Source organism: Amycolatopsis sp. PS_44_ISF1, assembly GCF_032335455.1.
Taxonomy (GTDB): domain Bacteria; phylum Actinomycetota; class Actinomycetes; order Mycobacteriales; family Pseudonocardiaceae; genus Amycolatopsis.
The window spans coordinates 596,492-617,307 of record NZ_JANUXO010000002.1 but is presented as its reverse complement, the minus strand read 5'-3'; the positions used below and the strand labels follow the sequence as shown (position 1 = coordinate 617,307).

Annotated in this window: 20 protein-coding genes and 1 pseudogene; 5 read left to right on the top strand and 16 right to left on the bottom strand. The window is 71.8% G+C overall.

The features are described 5' to 3' along the window. Position 1: 1 nt before the first annotated feature. From tatC to NYF13_RS17570, 5 genes are all read right to left on the bottom strand, one after another. Positions 2-967: a twin-arginine translocase subunit TatC gene (gene tatC, locus NYF13_RS17590; RefSeq protein WP_315658150.1), complete on the bottom strand. Its 966-nt coding sequence runs from the start codon at positions 965-967 to the stop codon at positions 2-4. A gap of 92 nt (positions 968-1,059) precedes the next feature. Further along, positions 1,060-1,431, bottom strand: a complete 372-nt coding sequence (gene tatA / locus NYF13_RS17585) for a Sec-independent protein translocase subunit TatA (protein WP_315658149.1) — start codon at positions 1,429-1,431, stop codon at positions 1,060-1,062. A gap of 36 nt (positions 1,432-1,467) precedes the next feature. Beyond that, positions 1,468-1,680 (bottom strand): bacteriophage holin, encoded by a 213-nt coding sequence (locus NYF13_RS17580; protein WP_315660349.1) that lies wholly within the window; start codon positions 1,678-1,680, stop codon positions 1,468-1,470. A gap of 10 nt (positions 1,681-1,690) precedes the next feature. Continuing rightward, a complete protein-coding gene (locus NYF13_RS17575; protein WP_315658148.1) occupies positions 1,691-2,671 on the bottom strand; it encodes a WYL domain-containing protein in 981 nt (326 codons plus the stop codon). Then, a complete protein-coding gene (locus NYF13_RS17570; RefSeq protein WP_315658147.1) occupies positions 2,668-3,660 on the bottom strand; it encodes a WYL domain-containing protein in 993 nt (330 codons plus the stop codon). The genes NYF13_RS17575 and NYF13_RS17570 overlap by 4 nt, the downstream gene beginning before the upstream one ends. 136 nt (positions 3,661-3,796) lie before the next feature. Between NYF13_RS17570 and NYF13_RS17565 the strand changes: the two genes are divergently transcribed. Continuing rightward, the gene (locus NYF13_RS17565; RefSeq protein WP_315658146.1) at positions 3,797-4,495 is read left to right on the top strand and encodes an SDR family NAD(P)-dependent oxidoreductase; all 699 of its coding nucleotides are present in this window, start codon (positions 3,797-3,799) and stop codon (positions 4,493-4,495) included. 9 nt (positions 4,496-4,504) lie between these two features. Here the strand turns inward: NYF13_RS17565 and NYF13_RS17560 are convergent, their stop codons facing one another. Then, entirely contained in the window at positions 4,505-5,539 is a 1,035-nt protein-coding gene (locus NYF13_RS17560; protein ID WP_396287688.1) for a WD40/YVTN/BNR-like repeat-containing protein, read from the bottom strand. 102 nt (positions 5,540-5,641) lie between these two features. Next, positions 5,642-7,000, bottom strand: a complete 1,359-nt coding sequence (gene pafA / locus NYF13_RS17555; RefSeq protein ID WP_315658144.1) for a Pup--protein ligase — start codon at positions 6,998-7,000, stop codon at positions 5,642-5,644. Positions 7,001-7,145: 145 nt separating this feature from the next. Between pafA and NYF13_RS17550 the strand changes: the two genes are divergently transcribed. Beyond that, on the top strand, positions 7,146-8,645 hold the full coding sequence (locus NYF13_RS17550) for a phosphatase PAP2 family protein (protein WP_315658141.1): 1,500 nt from the start codon (positions 7,146-7,148) through the stop codon (positions 8,643-8,645). Between the two features lie 133 nt (positions 8,646-8,778). Then, positions 8,779-10,011, top strand: coding sequence for an alpha/beta hydrolase (locus NYF13_RS17545; RefSeq protein WP_396287607.1), 1,233 nt, complete (start codon positions 8,779-8,781; stop codon positions 10,009-10,011). 85 nt (positions 10,012-10,096) lie between these two features. Here NYF13_RS17545 and NYF13_RS36735 read toward each other — a convergent pair. The 5 genes and pseudogenes from NYF13_RS36735 to dop form a co-directional block, all read right to left on the bottom strand. Further along, positions 10,097-10,967: pseudogene (locus tag NYF13_RS36735) on the bottom strand (FAD-dependent oxidoreductase); the annotation flags it as partial. 384 nt (positions 10,968-11,351) lie between these two features. Beyond that, positions 11,352-12,158, bottom strand: a complete 807-nt coding sequence (gene prcA / locus NYF13_RS17525; RefSeq protein ID WP_315658133.1) for a proteasome subunit alpha — start codon at positions 12,156-12,158, stop codon at positions 11,352-11,354. Positions 12,159-12,225: 67 nt separating this feature from the next. Further along, on the bottom strand, positions 12,226-13,086 hold the full coding sequence (gene prcB, locus NYF13_RS17520; RefSeq protein WP_315658131.1) for a proteasome subunit beta: 861 nt from the start codon (positions 13,084-13,086) through the stop codon (positions 12,226-12,228). Between the two features lie 138 nt (positions 13,087-13,224). Continuing rightward, positions 13,225-13,419, bottom strand: a complete 195-nt coding sequence (locus NYF13_RS17515; protein ID WP_315658129.1) for a ubiquitin-like protein Pup — start codon at positions 13,417-13,419, stop codon at positions 13,225-13,227. 87 nt (positions 13,420-13,506) lie between these two features. Beyond that, positions 13,507-15,009: a depupylase/deamidase Dop gene (dop, locus tag NYF13_RS17510; protein ID WP_315658127.1), complete on the bottom strand. Its 1,503-nt coding sequence runs from the start codon at positions 15,007-15,009 to the stop codon at positions 13,507-13,509. Between the two features lie 41 nt (positions 15,010-15,050). Between dop and NYF13_RS17505 the strand changes: the two genes are divergently transcribed. Beyond that, positions 15,051-15,563 carry an NUDIX domain-containing protein gene (locus NYF13_RS17505; RefSeq protein WP_315658126.1) on the top strand — a complete coding sequence of 171 codons (513 nt, stop codon included), beginning with the start codon at positions 15,051-15,053 and terminating at the stop codon, positions 15,561-15,563. Here the strand turns inward: NYF13_RS17505 and NYF13_RS17500 are convergent. The 4 genes from NYF13_RS17500 to arc all read right to left on the bottom strand — a co-directional run bounded on the left by NYF13_RS17500 (position 15,554) and on the right by arc (position 19,508). Next, a complete protein-coding gene (locus NYF13_RS17500; protein ID WP_315658125.1) occupies positions 15,554-16,165 on the bottom strand; it encodes a hypothetical protein in 612 nt (203 codons plus the stop codon). The two genes, NYF13_RS17505 and NYF13_RS17500, sit on opposite strands and share 10 nt — an antisense overlap. Before the next feature lie 69 nt (positions 16,166-16,234). Continuing rightward, positions 16,235-17,158 (bottom strand): aldo/keto reductase, encoded by a 924-nt coding sequence (locus NYF13_RS17495; protein WP_315658124.1) that lies wholly within the window; start codon positions 17,156-17,158, stop codon positions 16,235-16,237. Positions 17,159-17,231: 73 nt separating this feature from the next. Continuing rightward, on the bottom strand, positions 17,232-17,573 hold the full coding sequence (locus NYF13_RS17490; protein ID WP_315658123.1) for a hypothetical protein: 342 nt from the start codon (positions 17,571-17,573) through the stop codon (positions 17,232-17,234). A 132-nt stretch (positions 17,574-17,705) separates the two neighbouring features. Further along, the gene (gene arc / locus NYF13_RS17485) at positions 17,706-19,508 is read right to left on the bottom strand and encodes a proteasome ATPase (protein ID WP_315658122.1); all 1,803 of its coding nucleotides are present in this window, start codon (positions 19,506-19,508) and stop codon (positions 17,706-17,708) included. 351 nt (positions 19,509-19,859) lie between these two features. On the opposite strand from arc, the gene NYF13_RS17480 reads away from it, so the two are divergent. After that, entirely contained in the window at positions 19,860-20,807 is a 948-nt protein-coding gene (locus NYF13_RS17480; protein WP_315658121.1) for a hypothetical protein, read from the top strand. Positions 20,808-20,816 lie beyond the last annotated feature (9 nt).

Genomic DNA, 20,816 nt, shown 5'->3' with positions numbered 1-20,816 from the left:
CTCAGGTGATGTCGTCGGTGCGGCTGCCGCCGCCACCGCCGCGGGTGGCGGGTTCGTCGTCGGCGGTGCTCGGGGTGTAGTCGAACGGCGCGGCCTCGTCGTCGGCGAGCTGGTCCCAGCCCTCGTCCTCGCGGACCTTGTCGAGCTTGCGGTCGTGGAACCGCGCGATCTGGATGGAGATCTCGAACAGCACGGTCAGCGCCGCGGCCAGGCCGAGCATGGAGAACGGGTCCGAGCCCGGGGTGGCGAAGGCGGCGAAGACGAACAGCGCGAAGATCAGCCCCCGTCGCCACTTCTTCAGCTGCTGGTACTTGACCACGCCGACCTGGTTGAGCATCACCACGAGCAGGGGCAGCTCGAAGCTGACGCCGAAGATCAGCAGCAGCGACAGGATGAACGAGATGTACTTGTCCGCGGTGAGCGCGGTGACGAACTGCTCCTGGCCGAACCCGGCGAGCAGGGCCAGCGCGTGCGGGACGAGGAAGTAGGCCAGCGCCGCACCGGCGGCGAACAGGACCGAGGCGAACGCGACGAAGGTCAGCGCGTACTTGCGCTCCTTGGTGTACAGGCCCGGGGCGATGAACGCCCAGAACTGGTAGAGCCAGAACGGCGAGGTGAGCACGGCGCCCGCCGCGACACCGATCTTCAGGCGGACCATGAAGATCTCGAACGGCGCGGTGTTCAGCAGCTTGCAGCCGCCCTGGTCACCGCCGAAGCGCTGGGAGGCCGGGATGGCGCAGTAGGGCTGGGTCATGATGTTGCCCAGCGACGGGACCGGGCCCAGGTGCTGCTCGAACCAGATCCAGCCGAAGATGCCGCCGAGAACGATGAACAGCAGGGCGAAGCCGAGCCTGCGGCGGAACTCGTAGATGTGCTCGATCAGCGTCATCGTGCCGTCGGGGTTGACCCGGCGGCTTCGGCGCCGACGCTTGCCTCGGCTGCCGTTGCCGTTGGCGGCTTCCGCCACTGGTCGTTCCGTTCTCGTCGTCGACCGCGCCGGTGCGCCGGGGGTTCAGCGCGCCGGGCGGGATGGGGGGACCCGGGTGGTGCCCGGTGGGCTCAGCTGGCGTTCTTCTGGGGCTGCTCGGCGGCCTGCTGCTTCTTCAGCTCGTCCAGCTGGCGCTGGAGCGCGGCGACCTGCTGTTCCTGGGCCGAGGCGACCGGGGCGGCGGGCACGACCGGGGCGACCGGGGTGGCTGCGGCGGCGGGGGCGGCCGGGGTCACGACGGTGGCGGCCGGGGGGATCTGCTTGGTCTCGACCGGCTCGGCGTCCTCGGCGTGCTTCTCGCCGGAGAGGTCCTTGGTCTCGGCCTTGAAGATCTTCATGGACTTGCCGATGGCGCGGGCCGTGTCCGGGAGCCGCTTGGCACCGAACAGCAGAACCACGAGCAGCACCAGGATGATGATGTGCCACGGCTGGAGCGCGTTCATGGTCGGTGGCCTCCTTCTTTCCGTCTCAGCGAGATGTTACTGGTTTTCCGGGGCCTCGCGGCGCCGCGCCACGGCCACGCGGAGCGCGGCGGTCCGGGCGCGGAGCAGTCCAGTCCGGTCCTGGGTATTCGTAGCCACCATGCTCATGGTGCGGCGGAAACCGCGCAAGACCCTGAGCGTCCGGACGAGCAGGACAATCAGGACAAGAAGACCCGCCGCGAGGAGCACGACGGTGGGCAGGTACGGCACGGTGGTCACCTTAGTGCTCGTAGGTTGACGGTAGGTGACGGGCTCGGGCCACGGCGTCGGCGGCGCGCCGACGGACCGCCTCGCCCAGGCTTTCGGGCCGCTCCACCAGCGCGTCCCCGGCCAAGCTGAGCACCAGCCGGACCATCCAGGACTCGTCGGCGTAGCGCATCCGGATCCGCAGCCGGCCGCCGTCGAGCTCGGCCAGCTCCTGGCACGGGTAGTACTCGGCGACCCAGCGGGCGTCCGGGCCGAGGACCAGCTCGGCCTCCCGCTGGCCGGGGCGCGGGGAGAACAGGCCGTCGGACAGGTCGGTGGGCCGGGCGTGCGCGGGCGGGGCGGCGGGCTCCTCGAGCACGGTCAGCTCGTCGATGCGGTCCAGGCGGAAGAGCCGGACGCCCTCCACGCGGCGGCACCAGGCTTCGAGGTAGCCGACGGCCTGCACGATGAGCAGCCGCATCGGGTCCACGGTGCGCTCGGTGACCTGGTCCTTGGACGCGGTGTAGTAGCGGATCCTCAGGGCCCGCCCGGTCTGCAGGGCGCGTGCGACGGTCTCGCGGGTCTCGGCGGTGCGCTTGCCCTCACGGACCCCGCCCGCGACGACCACGCCGGCGGGCTGGGCCTGGCCGGCCGCGACCTCGATCTTGGCGATGGAGCGGCGCACGGCGTCGGCGTCGACCACCCCCGGCGTCTCCGCCAGCGCGCGCAGCGCGACCAGCAGGGCGGTGGCCTCGCTGCCGGTCAGCCGCAGCGGGCGGTTCATTCCGGCGTCGTGGGTGACGACGATGGTGTCGCCTTCGAAGGACAGGTCGATCAGGTCGCCGGGGCCGTAGCCGGGCAGCCCGCACATCCACAGCAGCTCGAGGTCCTTGCGCAGCTGCTTGGGCGTGACGTCGAAGTCCTGGGCGGCCTCGTCGACCCGGATCCCGGGCCGGGCCAGCAGGTAGGGCACGAGGGCGAGCAACCGGGGCATCCGCTCGGTGGAGCTGCTCATCGGCCGCTCCCGTCGCCGGTGCGGACCAGGACGGCTTCGAGGCGGTGCTGCACGGCCTTGGCGAGCACGTCGGGCTCCAGCACGAGCACGTCGGGGCCCTGACCGGCGATCCAGTCGGCGGCGGACTCGGGGAAGGACAGGCCGATCTCGACCAGGTCGCCCTGCTCCCCGCCGATGGTCTCGCGGCCGACGACCCGGCCGCGGCGGCGCACCCCGGCCGCGCGCCCGTCGGCGACCCAGAGCCGGGCGGTGGTCACCGGCGAGGACTCGTCGCCACCGCCGGTGACCGACACCAGCTTCAGCAGGTTGACGCCCTCGGGCCGGGTCACCGCGCCGGCCGGGCCGAACGGGGTGACCCGGCCGGTGACGCGGGAGAGCCGGAAGCACCGGGTGGCGCCGCGGTCGCGGTCGTGGCCGACGACGTACCAGCGGGCGCGCCAGGAGACCACGCCCCACGGTTCGAGCGTGCGCACCATTCGCTCCGGCGAGCCGACGCGGCGGTACTCGAAGCGCACCGCGCGGCCGTTCTGGACGGCGGCGAGCAGCGGCCCGAACGCCGGCTCGGCCCGCACCCGCGGCTCGATCACGGTCGGCGCCTGGTCGTCCACCTCGACCCCGGCCGCCCGCAGCTTGACCAGCGCGCCCTGGGCCTGCCCGGTCAGCTCGGGCGAGTCCCACAGCCGCACGGCCAGCCCGACGGCCGCGGCCTCGTCGGGGGCCAGGTCGATTTCGCCGAGCTCGTAGTCGCGGCGGGCGATGCGGTAGCCCTCGACCGCGTCGAAGGCGGAGTTGCGGCCGGTCTCCAGCGGGATGCCGAGCTCGCGCAGCTCGGTCTTGTCGCGTTCGAAGGTGCGGAAGAACGCCTCTTCGCTGGCCGCGTCGGCGTACCCGGGCACGATCCCGCGGATCCGCTCAGCGGTGAGGTACTGCCGGGTGGAGAGCAGGGCGAGCACGAGGTTGACCAGCCGTTCGGCGCGTGCGGTGGACACCCGGCCAGACTAGCCCGCGCCCGTAGGCCCGATCGTGAGGTCCGGTGTACGCGCGTCGTAACCGCTTCGCACGCCACGGTCCCTCTCGCGCCGAGGCCGGGTCGATCTCCGGGCCGGAGGTGCCTAGCCTGGGGGCATGACTGATCGTGTGCTTCTGGTGACCGGGGCGTCCCGGGGAATCGGCGAGGCGACGGCGCGGCGGGCGGCCGGGGCCGGCTTCCGCGTGGCGCTCGTGGCCCGCCGGCAGGAGTCCGTGGCCGGGCTCGCCGCCGAGCTGGGTGCGGACCGGGCGCTGGCGCTGGGCGCCGACGTCGCCGAGTGGGAGGCCGTGTCCGGGGCGGTGGAGGAGACGGTGCGGCGGTTCGGCCGCCTCGACGCCGCGTTCGCGAACGCGGGGATCGGGATGGGCACGTCGTTCTTCGGCGACGGCGGCACGGATCCCGCGCAGTGGCGGGACATGGTGCTGACCAATGTGGCCGGCGCGGCGCTGACCGCCCGGGCCGCGCTTCCGGCGCTGGCCGGGTCGGGCGGGCACCTGCTGCTCACCGGTTCCGTGGCCGGGCGCTACCTGCGCAAGGGCAGCCTGTATTCGGCCACGAAGTGGGCGGTGACCGGTCTGGCCGGGGCGATCCGCGAAGAGGCCGTGGGCACCGGGGTGCGGGTCACGCTGGTGCAGCCCGGGGTCACCGACACCGACATCCTCGACGAGGAGCTGCGCAAGAAGCCGAAGCTGGCGGCGGACGACATCGCCCGGGCCGTGCTGTACGCGCTGGAGCAGCCGCCTTCGGTGGACGTCAACGAGATCCTGGTCCGGCCGACCGGTCAGGAGCGCTGAGGGCGGGGGTCACCGGCGCAGGCGGGCGACCCGGCCCTTCTCGCCACTGGCCCAGCAGCTTCCCGACGCGGTGCAGTCGACCGTGTCGAAGCTGCCGGTGTCGAACGCGGTCCAGTGGCGTCCGCCGTCGGGGCTGAGGTCGCTGCCGCCCGGGCCGACGGCGAGCACGGTCCCGCCCAGCCAGGCCAGTCCGGAACGGTAGCCCGCCGGGTGCTGCGGCGGGGTGCGCCAGGTGCGGCCGCGGTCGCCGCTGAGCGCCACGGCCGGTCCGGGCGCGGTGGGGTTCGCGAAGTCGCTGCCGATGGCGACGCCCTGCCACGGGGTGCGGAACGCGAGGGCGAACACGCCGGCGGAGGCGCTGCTCGGCAGCGGGGTGACCGCGGCACTCCAGTGCCGTCCGCCGTCGCCGGAGTGCAGGACGCGGGCCTGGGCGCCGCCGCCGGTGGCCAGCCACGCGTCGGCCGGTCCGGAGGTGGTCACGCACTGGCCGCTGGCGGCGAAACCGGCTTCGGCGGGCAGCGCGGGCGGGAACGCGGCGGCGGGGATCTGGTGCCAGCTGCGGCCGCCGTCGAAGGTGGCCTGAAGGCGGAACCGGCCCTCGACCGGGTCGCTCATCGCCAGGCCGCGCCACGGGTCGAAGAACGCCAGGCAGTCGTAGAAGGCCGCGGTGTCGGGGTTCTGGAAGGTCTGGCGCCAGTGCCGGCCGCCGTCGTCGGTGCGGTAGATGCGCGAATCGGTGCCCGGGCCGATGGACAGGAGCACGGCGTGCTCGGCGTCGAACGCCTCGATGTCGCGGAACTCCAGCGCAGCGGTCCCGGGCGGGCCGACCGAGGACCAGCTCCGCCCGCCGTCGACGGTCCGCAGCACCGTGCCCTGGGTGCCGCTGACACAGGCGACGCGGCCGCTGACCGCGGACAGGCCGCGGAACTGCGCGGTCACCCCCGTGGGGACCGGCTGCCAGGACGGCAGCCGGTTCGCGGCCGAGGCCCCCGCCGGGGCCAGCAGCGGCAGGACCGCTCCGAGCAGGACGAGCACCGCACGCACCAGACGCATGGGCCAGATCCTGCCCCAGGCGGCCGGCGACTTTCGTAGGGAACGCGGCCCGGGCCCGCTCCGGACCAGGACGGCCCCCGGCCGCGACGCGCGCTAGAGCGAGCTGATCAGCCGTTCCACCCGCTCGTCGACCGAGCGGAACGGGTCCTTGCACAGCACGGTGCGCTGCGCCTGGTCGTTGAGCTTGAGGTGCACCCAGTCCACGGTGAAGTCACGGCCCGCGGCCTGCGCCGCGGCGATGAAGTCGCCGCGCAGCTTCGCGCGCGTGGTCTGCGGCGGGGTGTCCTTGGCCACCTCGATCTCGCCGTCCTCGGTGACCCGGCGGACCAGGGCTTTGCGCTGCAGCAGGTCGAAGATGCCCCGGCCACGGCGGATGTCGTGGTAGGCCAGGTCGATCTGCGCCACCCGGGGACTGGACAGGTCCAGGTCGTGCTTGGCCCGGTACCGCTCGACCAGGCGGTGCTTGATGGCCCAGTCGATCTCGGTGTCGATCTTGCCGAAGTCCTGCTGCTCGACCGCCTCCAGCGCGCGGCCCCACAGCTCGACCACCCGCTCGTTGGCCGGGGTGGTGCCGTTCTCCTTCAGGTGCTGCACGGCGCGGGCGTGGTATTCGCGCTGGATGTCCAGCGCCGAGGCCTCGCGGCCGCCGGCCAGCCGGACCTGGCGGCGCCCGGTCAGGTCGTGGCTGATCTCGCGGATCGCGCGGATCGGGTTGTCCAGGGTGAAGTCCCGGAACTGGACGCCGGCCTCGATCATCTCCAGCACCAGGTTGGCCGAGCCGATCTTGAGCATGGTGGTGGGCTCGGCCATGTTCGAGTCGCCGACGATGACGTGCAGGCGCCGGTAGCGCTCGGCATCGGCGTGCGGCTCGTCGCGGGTGTTGATGATCGGGCGGGAGCGGGTGGTCGCGCTGGAAACGCCCTCCCAGATGTGCTCGGCCCGCTGCGACAGGCAGTACACCGCGCCGCGCGGGGTCTGCAGCACCTTGCCCGCGCCGCACACGAGCTGGCGGGTGACCAGGAACGGCAGCAGCACATCGGCGATCCGGGAGAACTCCCCGGCCCGGGTGACCAGGTAGTTCTCGTGGCAGCCGTAGGAGTTGCCCGCCGAGTCGGTGTTGTTCTTGAACAGGAAGATGTCGCCGCCGATGCCCTCGTCGGCCAGCCGCCGCTCGGCGTCGATGAGCAGGTCCTCCAGGATCCGCTCCCCCGCCTTGTCGTGGGTGACCAGCTGGACCAGGTCGTCGCACTCGGCGGTCGCGTACTCCGGGTGCGAACCCACGTCCAGGTAGAGCCGGGACCCGTTGGACAGGAACACGTTGGACGAGCGCCCCCAGGACACGACCCGCCGGAAGAGGTAGCGCGCCACCTCGTCGGGCGAGAGCCTGCGCTGGCCGTGGAAGGTGCACGTGACCCCGAACTCGGTCTCGATGCCAAAGATCCGCCGCTGCATCCCTCCAGAGTAGGCGCCCGACCCCCTCCGGCGGTGCGCCGTTCGGGCGGCGACACGCGGCCGGTACGTTGCGTTCGGTGAAAAACCACGCGAATCCGGCATCGCCCGGGCTCGTGCCCCACCCGACGGACCGGAGGTCCCCAGCGTGTTCTCGCAGCTCAGCCGGACGTTCCGGCGGGTCGGCCGCACCGATCGCGCGCTGATGCGGCGCAGTGCCGCCCTGCCGAAGACCCGGGCCGACCAGGTGCTGGGGATGCTGTCGAAGTCGGCGAACAAGTCCCGGCTGTGGTGGGCGGTCGCCGCGGTGCTGGCGGTGCGCCCGGGCCCGGCGCGCCGGGCGGCGCGGCGGGGGGTGGCCGCGATCGCCGGGGCCAGCGCGGCGGCGAACCTGATCGGCAAGCCGCTGTTCCCGCGCCGCCGACCGGCCGAGGACGAGGTGCCCGAGCACCGCCGCCTGCGCCACCGCCCGACCTCCTCCTCCTTCCCCTCCGGCCACTCCGCCTCGGCCGCGGCGTTCGTCACGGCGGTGGCGATGGAGTCGCCGCGCGCCGGGCTCGCGCTCGTGCCGCTCGCCGGCGCGGTCGCGTACTCGCGGGTGCACACCGGTGTGCACTGGCCGAGCGACGTCGGCGCGGGCCTCGCGATCGGGGTCGGGGTCGCCGCGCTGACCCGGCACTGGTGGCCGCTGGGCCCCGAAGCGCCGGCCCGCACCGCGCACGCCGCCGAAGCCCCCGAGCTGCGCGAAGGCGAGGACCTGCTGGCGCTGGTCAACCCGCACTCCGGGATCGACGGCCAGGACCCGACCGAGGACGTCCGCCAGGCCTGGCCGAAGGCCACGATCCTCCACCCGGACCCGGCGCAGGACCTGCGCGACCAGCTCAACGCCGAGATCGACGCCCGGGTCGGCGGGATCCGCGCGCTCGGGGTCGTGGGCGGGGACGGGACGGTGGCCGCGGTCGCCTCCGTCGCGGCCGAGCGGAACCTGCCGCTGGCGCTGATCCCGGCCGGCACCCTCAACCACTTCGCCCGCGACGTCGGGGTCCGTTCGATGCCGGACGCGGACGAGGCGACCGAGGCCGGCCAGGCCGTCGGGATCGACCTCGGCGAGGTCGAGGTCAGCGGGGCGGGCGAGCCCGGGCACCGCTGGTTCGTCAACACCGCGAGCCTCGGCGGCTACCCGGAGATGGTGCGGCTGCGCGAGAAGCTGCAGCAGAAGCACCCGAAGTGGCCCTCGGCGGCCATCGCGCTGACCCGGGTGCTGCGGCGGGCCAAGCCGTTGCGGATCCTGCTCGACGGCGAGCCGGCCGAGGTCTGGCTGATCTTCGTCGGCAACGGCACCTACTCCCCGAAGGGGTTCGCCCCGTCGCGCCGCCCGGCGCTCGACACCGGCCTGCTCGACGTCCGCTACCTGCGGGCCGACCTGCCGTACTCGCGGGCCCGCTTCCTGCTCGCCATGGTCACCAACAGCCTCGACGCCAGCCACGTCTACCAGCAGCTCGACCGGCCCGAGCTGCACGTGCGGCTGCTCGACGGCAACCGCCGCGTGGCCACCGACGGGGAGGTCGGCCCGCTCGGCAACGAGTTCCGCTTCCGGGCCCGGCCGAGCGCGCTGACCATCTACCGCAGCCACGACCAGCAGATTTGAGGAAGTCTTTACCCTTTCTCAACGAATCCACAGCGGGCCGTCCCTAAGATGATCTTTCGAAGTGCGGGTGAGCCTTGCCCGTACCGGCTCAGGGCAGGGACACCCAGGTGCGTTTCCATTTCCGCGGCGGCTCGTGCTGCCCCCGACCGGCGGCACGCCGGTGATCCCGCTGGCCGCCGGCGACCCGGTGCTGCCCCCCGACGTCACCGCGCAGGCCCGTGACCTGGGGCCGCTGGAGTCGCCGCTGATCTGGCTGACCGCGGCCGGCGCCGCGGTCGCGGTCCTCGCCGTCACCATCGCGCTGTCGCACCACCGGCGGGCCCGGCGCTGGGGCACCTCGGGCGCGGTGGCGCTGTTCCTGGTCGCGGCGGTCACCGCGGTCAACAGCTACGTCGGCTACGTCCGCACGGCCGGCGACCTCGGCCGCCTGTTCGAACGCGGCTCCGGGGCCGCGAACGCCGTCGGCCGGGTCCTGGCCGACGGCGCCGGCGACTCGGAGTCGGTGCTCACCACAGGCAGCCGGCCCGGCCCGGCCGGCGCGGGCGCCCCCGGACGGCCGGTGAACAGCGGCCAGTCCATCGACGTCCTCCCGGTCGCCGACCCGGCCCGCAACGTGCCCTCCGGTGACAACTACGTGATCCTGCCGCCCGGGTACTCCGACCCGGCCAACGCGCAGCACCGCTACCCGGTGGTCTACCTGATCCACGGCTACCCCTACGGCGGCCCGCGCGACTGGCTGACCTCCGGCGCCGCTCCGGACACGCTGCGCAGCCTGGCCTCGGCCCAGGTGATCGAGCCGATGATCGTGGTCAGCGTGGACATGACCGCGGGCCAGCCGAGCAAGGACTGGGAGTGCCTCGACGTACCCGGCGGCCCGCAACTGGAGACCTACCTGGCCAAGACCGTGGTGCCGGCCGTGGACCAGCACTTCCGCACCGTCGCCGACCGCAAGCACCGGGCGCTCGGCGGCATGTCCGGCGGCGGCTTCGGCGCGCTGAACATCGGCCTGCACCACGTGGACGAGTTCGGCACGCTGATCATCGCCCTGCCCTACGACGACCTGAACGACTCGATCAGCGTGCTGAACGGCAACCAAGCGGTGATCGCCGCGAACACCCCGCGCCGCTACCTGCCGACCATGGCGTTCAGCGCGCCGGTCTCGGTCATGCTCGCGGTCGGCACCGGCGCACCCACCGACGTCGCCACGGCCCGCCGGATCGCCGCCGCCTTCCACGCGCGCGGCCAGGAGGCCGTGGTGCACTCCGAGCACGGGTTCAACCACACCTGGCACACCGCGCGGGCGACCCTGCCCTACCTGCTGGCCTTCGCCGACCAGAACTTCCGCGCGACCGGTCCGGCTTCCTGAGCTGTACGAGGCTCGCTCGTTCTCGCCGAACCGGCTGACGGCGTCTTCGAGGGCCGGGGTTGGAGTCGGCTTCGGCCTTCACCTCGGCCGCCGCCTCGGCGTTGCGAGGGAACAGCGCCCTGTTCGTATTCGGTGAGCGCGGCCTCGACGTCGTCCGGGCGCGCGGCCAGGGCCCGCCCGAGTTTGGCGGCGTCGTAGAGAGCCCAGTTCGCGCCCTCGCCGTTGAAGGCGCGGAGATGGGCGGCGTCACCGAGCAACGTCACGCCCGGCACCCGCTCCCGCCGGGAGCGCGCGGGACCGGCTGGGCGTCGCTCCCGGTGAGTTCCGGGGCCCAGCCCCAGAACTCTTCCGCGATGCGGCCCCCGGCGGCGGTGCCGGCGAAATCGATGGTGGCGAACCACTCCAGCGGCTCGGTTAGGGCCACGTAGACGTACAGGGTGTCGCCGGTCTCCAGGTTCGCGCAGATCTCCCGGTCCGGCCGCCATCACCGCTCCCCCGCCGACCGATCTGACCGTGGCCGCGTGCCGGCGTCGAACAGGTAGGTCTCGACGAACGAGGTGCCTGCGTATTCGGGCGTGGCCGACGAAAGCAGGGGCCGCACGCGTGACCAGGCCCCGTCGGCGCCGATCAGCAGATCGGTGGTGGCGGTACTGCCGTCGGCGAAGGCCGGGTCGTGCCGCTTTCCGGCCACGGAACGGATCCCGCTGAGATTGTGTCCCCAGTGGACGGTCCCGGGCGGGAGCGAGCCGAGCAGCATCCGGCGCAACTCCGCGCTGAACCTCGGTGCGGCCGCCGGTACCGTTGTCGTCGTGGATGTCGAGCATCCCGCCCTGCGAGCGCGCGACCGGCGGGACTTCGGCTTCGTAGACCGTGGCGGGAATGCCGTGGACGTGCAGGACTCCGGCCAGAGTGAGGCCGCCGAGCCCAGCGGGCGGATCGCCGGGCTGCCGGTGCACAGGGCCGGGAGCGATCCGCGGGTCAGTTAGGGGTCCGCTCCGCAATGGCCGTCGAGGTACTCGCGGGCCAGGTGGCGAAGGACCTCGGCCGGACTGGTCCCGCCTGGCCTGCCTAGGACGATCCGCGCGTACCGCTCGCGGATCTCCTCCCGCTTCCCCCACCATGATCTTGGATTAGCAACAAACTTTGTTTTAACCAAAGTTTCTACCGGACTCCAAGGCCGAAGAACGAGAACCCCAGGGGCGCAGTCGCCGGTAGCGCGGCAGATGTCGTCACTGGACCGCCCGTCGTGGGCGGCCCAGCGGTCCGGCCGACCACCACCACGGGAACAGAACGGGCCGCGCCCGGAGAATCCGGCGCGGCCCATCCCGATCGGCAACCCGTCACTCCTGGGCGGAATCACCCTTCGCGCCGGAGCCCTGATCCTTGCCGTCCCCGGGCGTCCCGTCCGAATCCGCGGCATCCTCGTCCGGCTTCTCCGGCGGAGCGGCCGGCAGCAACGCGTCCAGCGCCGCACCGGTCAACCGGCGGAACGCCCGCCGGGGCCGGTGACGGTCCAGGACCGCGACCTCCAGCTTGATCTGGTCCGGCACCCCGCCGTTCCCGCTCGACGAAGCCGCCGCCGTGGCCTTCAACGCCTCCACCGCTGTGCTCAGCGCGGTCTCCAGATCGTGGTCCGGGTCGACCGTGTCCTTCAGCTTCGTGCTGATCGGCTCGGTCTGCCCGCCCATCACCACATACGGCGACTCGTCGAAGATCGAACCGTCGTAGGTCAGCCGGAACAGCTGGTCGTCGGCCTGGCTCGCCCCCACCTCGGCCACGCAGACCTCCACCTCGAACGGCTTAAGCTGCTCGGTGAAGATGCTGCCCAACGTCGCCGCGTAAGCGTTCGCCAGCGCCCGCGCCGTCACATCCCGCCGGTCGTACTGGTACCCCTTCAGGTCCGCGTGCCGGATCCCGGCCACCCGCAGGTTCTCGAACTCCGAGTACCGCCCGACCGCGGCGAACCCGATCCGGTCGTAGATCTCCGAGACCTTGTGCAACGTCGCCGACGGGTTCTCGGCCACGAACAGGATCCCGCCCCGGTACTTCAGCACCACAACGCTCCGGCCACGCGCGATGCCCTTGCGCGCCAGCTCGGAACGCTCCCGCATCAACTGCTCGGGAGAGGCATACAACGGCATCGTCACGGTGTCGGCTCCACGTTCTTCGAGATAACGGCGTTCGATGGTCCAGCGCTGAGCACGATCACGGGCCTCAGCTCACCCGGTGGTGCGACCGCTGCGCGCGCCCGGCCACCACGGCCTCCGCCACCGCGGCCGTCTCCTCCGCCGGCAACTGCACCGCACCCCCCGCGGTGATCGTCACCACCGTCGGGAAGATCCGCCGCACCAGGTCCGGCATCCCACTCGCCGTGTCGTCGTCCGCGGCGTCGTACAACGCCTCCACCGCCGACCGCACCGCCGCGTCCACGCTCGCCTCGGGATCGTGCAGCTTCTTCAACGCCGACTTCGCGAACAGCGAACCCGAACCCACCCCGGCGTACCCGGCGTTCTCCTCGTACCGCCCACCCGCGGCGTCGTACGACACGATCCGGCCGGCGCGCTTCACGTCCACCGCCTCCAGGTCGTACCCGACGAACAACGGCACCACCGCCAGCCCAGCCATCGCCATGTCCAGGTTGGCCTTCACCATCCCGGCCAGCTTGTTCGTCTTGCCGTCCAGCGACAGCGTCACGCCCTCGATCTTCTCGTAGTGCGCCAGCTCCACCGCGTACAACCGCACCATCTCCACGGCCAGCCCGGCCGTGCCCGCGATCCCCACCGCCGAGTACTCGTCGGTGACGTGCACCTTCTCCATGTCCCGGCTCGCGATCAGGTTCCCCGACGTCGCCCGCCGGTCACCGGCGATCAGCACGCCCCCGTCGAAGGTCAGCGCCACGATCGTCGTCCCGTGCGGCACCCCCAGCTCACCCGCCCCGGACGGCACCCGCCGCGCCGGCAACAGCTCAGGCGCCTGGTCCCGCAGGAAGTCCGCGAACGACGAGGACGCCGGCGAGAAGTACGCGGCCGGCAGACCCGGACCGGAAAGCCCCGCGCGAGGGAAGGTGTTGTCCATACGTGCTCTCGGTTCCCATCTGTGCTGTGGTTGTCCAGAAGAAAGCGACCCGGCCTGACCCGGCCGACCCGGCGAACGGTGCGCGCGCCCGTGACCACCGCCCCGGGACCACACCGGGACGGCAACCACGGAAGGCGACTACTCGCCGCCCTTCTGCACGTAGGCGCGCACGAAGTCCTCGGCGTTCTCCTCCAGCACGTCGTCGATCTCGTCGAGGATCGTGTCGACGTCCTCGCCGAGCTTCTCGCGCCGCTCCTGACCCGCCGCCCCGGCCCCGTCGAACTCCTCGTCGGAGTCGCCGCCGCCGTGCTTCTCGACCTTCTCCTGCGCCATCTCGCCTCCCGGTGTGGCTGATGATCCCTAGCCTACCCAGCGGCCCCGACATTCGGGGCAACGCCGCGATCGCGATCCCCGGCCGTCCTACTCCGAACCGGTGATGGCCTCGACCAGCTCCTCCGCCGTCGCCGAAGCGTCCAGCAGCTTCCCGACGTGCGCCTTCGTCCCCCGCAGCGGCTCCAGCGTCGGGATCCGCACCAGCGACTCCCGGCCCACATCGAAGATGACCGAATCCCACGACGCCGCCGCGATCGACGACGCGTACTTCTCCAGCGCCCGGCCCCGGAAGTACGCCCGCGTGTCCGAAGGCGGCGTCGTGATCGCCGCCCGGACCTCCTCCTCGGTCACCAGCCGCTTCATCGAACCCCGCGTGACCAGCCGGTTGTACAGCCCCTTGGCCAGCCGCACGTCCGAGTACTGCAGGTCCACCAGCCGCAGCCGCGGAGCGCCCCAGGCCAGCTGATCCCGCTCCCGGTACCCCTCCAGCAGCCGCAGCTTCGCCGGCCAGTCCAGCCGGTCCGCGCACTCCATCGGATCCCGCGCCAGCGCGTCCAGCACCTCACCCCAGACCCGCAGGACCTCCTTCGAACCCTCGTCCGCGCTCGTCCGCTCCAGATTCGCCGCCGCGATCTCGTGGTAGGCGAACTGCAGGTCCAAACCGGTGAACTTCTTCCCGTTGGCCAGCTCCACCTTGGTCTTCAACGACGGGTCGTGGCTGATCCGGTGCACCGCCCGCACCGGCTCGTCCAGCTTCAGCCCGTCGAACCGGATCCCCGACTCGATCAGGTCCAGCACCAGCGCCGTCGTGCCGACCTTCAGGTACGTCGAATACTCGGCCAGGTTCGCGTCACCCACGATCACGTGCAGCCGCCGGTACTTGTCCGCGTCCGCGTGCGGCTCGTCCCGGGTGTTGATGATCCCGCGCTTGAGCGTGGTCTCCAGGCCGACCTCGACCTCGATGTAGTCCGCCCGCTGCGAGAGCTGGAACCCGGCCTCCTCGCTCTGCTGCCCGATCCCCACCCGGCCCGAGCCGGTGACCACCTGCCGCGACGCGAAGAACGGCGTCAGCCCCGCGATCACCGCGGTGAACGGCGTCGACCGCGCCATCAGGTAGTTCTCGTGCGTGCCGTAGCTCGCACCCTTGCCGTCCACGTTGTTCTTGTACAGCTGCAACGGCGGCTGCCCGGGCACGGTCGCCGCCTTCAGCGCGGCCTCCTCCATCACCCGCTCGCCCGCCTTGTCCCAGATCACCGCGTCCCGCGCGTTCGTGACCTCCGGCGCCGAGTACTCCGGGTGCGCGTGGTCCACGTACAACCGCGCCCCGTTGGTCAGGATGACGTTCGCCGCGCCCAGGTCCTCCACGTCCGGGTCGTGCCCGGGACCGGACGGACCGGTCAGGTCGAACCCCCGCGCGTCCCGCAACGGGGACTCCACCTCGTAGTCCCACCGGGCCCGCCGGGCCCGGGGGATGTCCGCCGCCGCCGCGTAGGCGAGCACGACCTGAGTCGAGGTCAGCACCGGGTTCGCCGTGGCGTCCCCCGGCACGGAGATGCCGTACTCGACTTCGGTTCCCATGATCCGACGCATACCGCCCACCCTACGGGGTGCGACCGTGCGACGATGCCCCCATGCCAGGCAGTGACGAACTCGTTGCCCGCTATGACCAGACCGGCCGGGTCACCGGGACCGCACCCCGCTCCCAGGTCCGCGCCGAAGGACTCTGGCACGCGGCGGGCGTCGTACTGGTCCGTTCGGGCGACGGCGGCTCCGTCTACGTCCACCTCCGCACCCCGGACAAGGACATCTTCCCGTCCACCTGGGACTGCTGGGCCGGGGGCGTCGTGGCCGCGGGTGAGACCCCCGCCGAATGCGCCCGCCGCGAACTCGCCGAAGAACTCGGCATCCGCGGAGTGGAACCGGAACCACGGTTCACCCTCGTCTACGACCAGGGCACCGTCCACTGCCACAACTTCGCCTTCGAAGCCCGCTGGGACGGCCCCATCCGCCACCAGCCCGAAGAAATCGCCGAAGGCCGCTGGCTCCCGATCGAGGAACTGCGCGCCTGGGTCGAAGACCCCGGACGGCCCTTCATCCCCGACGGCCGCGCCGGTGTCCTCGAATGGTTCCGCCGCTACGGCTGAGCAACCAGCTTCGCCACGAGCTTCGGCACCAGCCGCTTCGCCGCATCCGCCGCCCGCGTGGGCGTACTCGCCGCGACACTCAGCGCCGACACCAGGTTCCCCTTCGACACCAGCACCGTGCAGGTCGAGCCCTCACACCACGCCCGCTGCGCGGTCACACCCGGCTGCACCGGCAGGTCCAGCACCTTCCCGGCACAGTCCGCGCCGGACACCACGTCCGCTCCCGACCGGTCCGGATAAGCCGTCACCCGGTGGTCCAGCACCGAACCACTCGGGTACACCCAGCTCGCCGACCGCCGCTCCCCCTCGGCCGGCCCGCCCAGACAGCCCGAAACCCCGCCCGCGCCCGGGTGCACACCCTCCTCGGCAACGTCCTCATCGGACAGCAGCGCCCCGGCCAGGGCCGTCACCGCCGCCGCCCGCGGTTCCGGCGGCGCCGGCTTGACCGGCGCTGGCGGAACCGGCGCCGCGGCGGCCGACGGGGTGTCGCTCACCGGCGCCGGATCGTCGTAGTACGTCTCGAGATCGTTGGGCCGGTTACCGCACCCGGCCAGCCCGACGAACGCGACCGCGGCCACGGCGAGCACCTGCCGATGACGCACTTGCTGCCCCTCCGGAAGATCCGCGCCCCGCCCAGCCGGGACGCGATGCTGCGAGGGTAGTGCAGCCCCTCAGTCCCACCCGAGCCGGGACCGGTGCCGCCAGTACGACTCCGGCTCCTCCGCCAGCGCGGCCAGCTCAGCCCGTTCGTCCGGCGCCAGCGAGACCTCCGCCGAGGCCAGGTTCGCCGCCAGCTGCCCCGGGCTCGACGGCCCGATCACCGCCACCGACGTCCACTCCTGCGCCAGCACCGCCGCGACCGCCACCGCGTCCGGCCCCACCCCGTGCGCCGCCGCGATCCTCGCGAGCGCGGGCGGGGCCTGGACCGCGAGCCGACCGTTCGCCAGCGTCTCCTTGACCAGCACCCGTTTCCCGGCCGCCCGCGCCTCCGCGAGCGCCGGACCGGCCGAGGTCTCCAGCACGTTCCAGGTGGACTGCACCGCCGTGAACACCGGCCGCCCGGCCACCTCCAGCCCGAACGCGCGCCGCACCGCGTCCGCCTGTGCCGGCCCCGAAGTGGAGAACCCGACCTCGACGCCGGACGCGGAAAGAGCGGCCAGCGCTTCGATCAGCGGCCCGTCCGAGAACAGCGGACTGTCCACAGTGAGCGAATGCACCTGGTACAGGCCCACGCGCCCACCCAGCACCTCGCGCGTCCGCGCCCACTGTTCGTGGAACCGCTCGACGGTGTGCTCCTTGACCTCGTGGACTTCGGCGTCCAGCCGCCACTCGCCGACGTAGCGGTAGCCCCACTTGCTCGACACCGTCACGTCCCGGTGGCCGCGCTCGGTGAGCCAGCCGGCCAGGAACTCTTCGGACAATCCGTACGAGCGCGCGACATCGACCCACCAGACGCCTGCTTGGTAAGCCTCGTCCAGCACGGCGTGGGTGGCTGCCCGCATCGCCTCGACCTCCCGCGACTCCGGCAGATCCCGGCCCAGGTTGATGTATGCGGGCCGGCCCAATGCGGCGAGTCCCACGGCGATGCGTTCCACGACTTCCCTTGTCTCGGCTGAGTTTTTATGTTTTCCGTCAGTAATTTGTTGAAACGCCAACCCGTATAGGTCGTTATACACTTTGGTTGTGCCGGAGGATGGCCAGCCATTGGCCGGAGTTCTGGGCTTGGCGATGGAGCTTCTCCAGTCGCGCCGCCGGTGCCCGGACGTAGCCCTTGCCGAAAACGGGCGCGATCTGCCGGAGGCTCGCTCCCTCCTCGCGGGCGGCCAGCAGCGCCCAGTCGGACGCGTCGGCGCAGGCCGCCGAGGCGCGACGCAACTCCCCCAGCAGCTCGATCAGCTCCGGGGCGCTCACCTCCCCCGCCTGGACGGCGGCCGCTGTCGTCTCCAGCCAAGCCAGAACGTCGGCTTCGGTGATCGGTGCCCGCGGGTGACCCGGTTCGTCGTTGCTCACGGGCAGAAGTATAGGGCGTTATACAGCCAGCGCCGGGGTGAAGTCCCCAACCCGCTGACTGCCCGGCGCGGCGGCCCGGACACGGCAGTGGGGCCGCCGGCGGACCGGCGACCCCACTGCTTCTTCCGTTTCCTACAGGTACTGACCCGTGTTGGTGGCGGTGTCGATCGCCCGCCCCGAGTCCTGGTTCTTGCCGGTGACGAGGGTGCGGATGTAGACGATCCGCTCCCCCTTCTTGCCGGAGATCCGGGCCCAGTCGTCCGGGTTGGTGGTGTTCGGCAGGTCCTCGTTCTCCGCGAACTCGTCGACGATCGCGTCCAGCAGGTGCTGCACGCGCAATCCGGGCTGATTGGTCTCCAGCACCGACTTGATCGCCGACTTCTTCGCCCGGTCCACGATGTTCTGGATCATCGCGCCCGAGTTGAAGTCGCGGAAGAACAGCACCTCCTTGTCCCCGTTGGCGTAGGTCACCTCGAGGAACCGGTTCTCATCGCTCTCCTCGTACATCCGCTCGACCGTGTGCTGGATCATCGCGTCGAACGTGGCCTTCTGGTCCCCGCCGAACTCCGCCAGGTCGTCGGCGTGGATCGGCAGGCCTTCGGCCAGGTACTTGGAGAAGATGTCCTTCGCGCCTTCGGCGTCCGGACGCTCGATCTTGATCTTGACGTCGAGCCGGCCCGGCCGCAGGATCGCCGGGTCGATCATGTCCTCGCGGTTGGAGGCGCCGATGACGATGACGTTCTCCAGTCCTTCGACACCGTCGATCTCCGAGAGCAGCTGCGGCACGATCGTGGTCTCCACGTCGGAGGACACGCCCGAGCCACGGGTGCGGAAGATCGAGTCCATCTCGTCGAAGAACACGATGACCGGGGTGCCCTCGGAGGCCTTCTCCCGAGCCCGCTGGAAGATCAGGCGGATGGACCGCTCGGTCTCGCCGACGAACTTGTTGAGCAGCTCGGGGCCCTTGATGTTCAGGAAGTAGGACTTCCCGTCCGCGTTCTCGCCCCGGGCCAGCGCCACCTTCTTGGCCAGGGAATTGGCCACCGCCTTGGCGATGAGCGTCTTCCCGCAGCCCGGAGGGCCGTACAGCAGCACGCCCTTGGGCGGCCGCAACTGGTACTCCTGGTAGAGGTCGGCGTGCAGGAACGGCAGCTCCACCGCGTCGCGGATCTGCTCGATCTGCCGTCCGAGGCCGCCGATGTCCTCGTAGCGGACGTCCGGCACCTCCTCCAGCACGAGGTCTTCCACCTCGGCCTTCGGCACGCGCTCGTAGGCGTACCCGGCCTTGGAGTCGACGAGCAGCGAGTCCCCCGGCTTCAGGGGCTGCTCGGCCAGCAGATCGGAGAGCAGCACGACCCGCTCTTCGTCCGCGTGCCCGACGACCAGCGCGCGAAGACTCTCGCCCTCCACGTCCGCCGCGAGCACTTCACGCAGGGAACAGACCTCGCCGGTGCGCTCGAAGCCGCCGCCTTCGACGACGGTGAGCGCCTCGTTGAGGCGCAGCGCCTGGCCACGCTGCAGCGACGAGACCTCCACGGCCGGCGACACCGAGACCCGCATCTTGCGGCCCGAGGTGAAGACGTCCACCGTGTTGTCCTCGTACGCCGTCACGAACACCCCGTAACCGCTGGGCGGCTGGGCCAGGCGATCGACCTCCTCGCGGAGGGCGAGCAGCTGTCCCCGGGCCTCACGCAGGGTCTCGACCAGCTTGGTGTTGCGCTCGGTGAGCTGGCTCACCCTCTCCGACGCCTCGGCGAGGCGCTGTTCGAGAACCCGGTTCTGCCTGGGCGAATCGGTCAGTTTGCGGCGCAGCAGCGCCACTTCCTCCTCGAGAAAACGAATCTGCCGGGCTTCCTCGTTCGATGGCTGCCCTGCTCCGCTCGTTGCTGAAGGGTCGGCCTCCTCGCGCCGACCTCCGGGAAGGTCATGATGCATCGGGCACCTCCTCGGAGTGCTTTTCATTCCACGGTACCGGCGATCACCGACAATAAAAGGTCTTTCCGCATTACAAGATCGGCGCGTCGCGGCTCCCGCGCCCGTCCAGCACGGAGGCCCCCGCCGCGCAAGCGGCCATTTCGGTACCGGGGCACCGGTCCGCCACCCACCGGGTTCCACCAGGCGGGAAAACGACCGGCCCGCCGGTACCCGCCGCGCTGCCCGTCGAACCCTGTTTCGCCCCCGGATCCGGCCTCGGACCCCGGATCGGGACGGTGGTGGCTAGCATCGGCCGCGACCGCACCACGCCTGGTGGTGGGGTGGTTCGAGCAGGAGCTAGGGGGCACAGTCATGACCTACCCGCCGCAGCAGCCCGGTGGCCACGGCCAGCAGGGCGGCGGTTACGGGCAGCAGCCGGACCCGTACGGCCGGCCCCAGCCCGGTTATCCCCAGCCCGGTCACCCCCAGCCCGGCCCGCAGCAGCCCGGTCAGGACCCGCAGTACGGCCAGAACCCGCAGTACTACGGGCAGCAGCCCGGCGGCTACTCCCAGCAGAACAGCGGTTACGGACCGCCGCCCGACTCGTACGGCCCGCAGCCGGGCTACCCGCAGTCCGGTCCCTGGCCGCAGCCCGGTCAACCGGGTGGCACCCAGCAGTTCCCGCAGGCCGACGGCTACCAGCAGGGCGGTTCCGGTGACCAATACGGCCAACCGGGTGGTTATCCGCCGGGCGGCTACGGTGAGCAGCCGCCGCCGAAGAAAAAGAAGACCGGCCTGATCATCGGTCTCGCCATCGCGGCGGTGGTCGTCATCGGCGGTGCGGTGGGGCTGTTCATCGGCCTCTCCGGCAACGACGACAGCCCGCCCGACACCGCGGCCCCACCGGCCACCAGCGCCCCGGGCCTGCCCGGCGCCGGCTCGACGGCGCCGAAGAAGCCGAAGACCAGCTCACCGCGCAGCCCGTCCAGCTCCGGCCCGTCGACCGGCACCCACGGCTCCGGACCCGCCCCGGGCGGCAAGGGCTCCTCGCAGGAGCTGTTCCAGGCCGCGGCGGCCGACTTCAGCAGCGGTGACGGCCAGGCGCTGTCCAGCCTCGCCTGCCGCAGCGTCTACTCCGGCGGCTCGGTGGACATCCAGACCATCCAGGTCCAGCTCACCGGACCCGCGCAGGAGAACGGCGACAGCGCCACCGTGCGGTACAAGGCCACCCAGGGCGCCAAGACCGCGGACGGGACCATGACGTCCAAACGCGAGTCCGGCGTCTGGTGCCTGGTGGACGCCCAGGCGGACAAGAAGTGAAGCACCGGC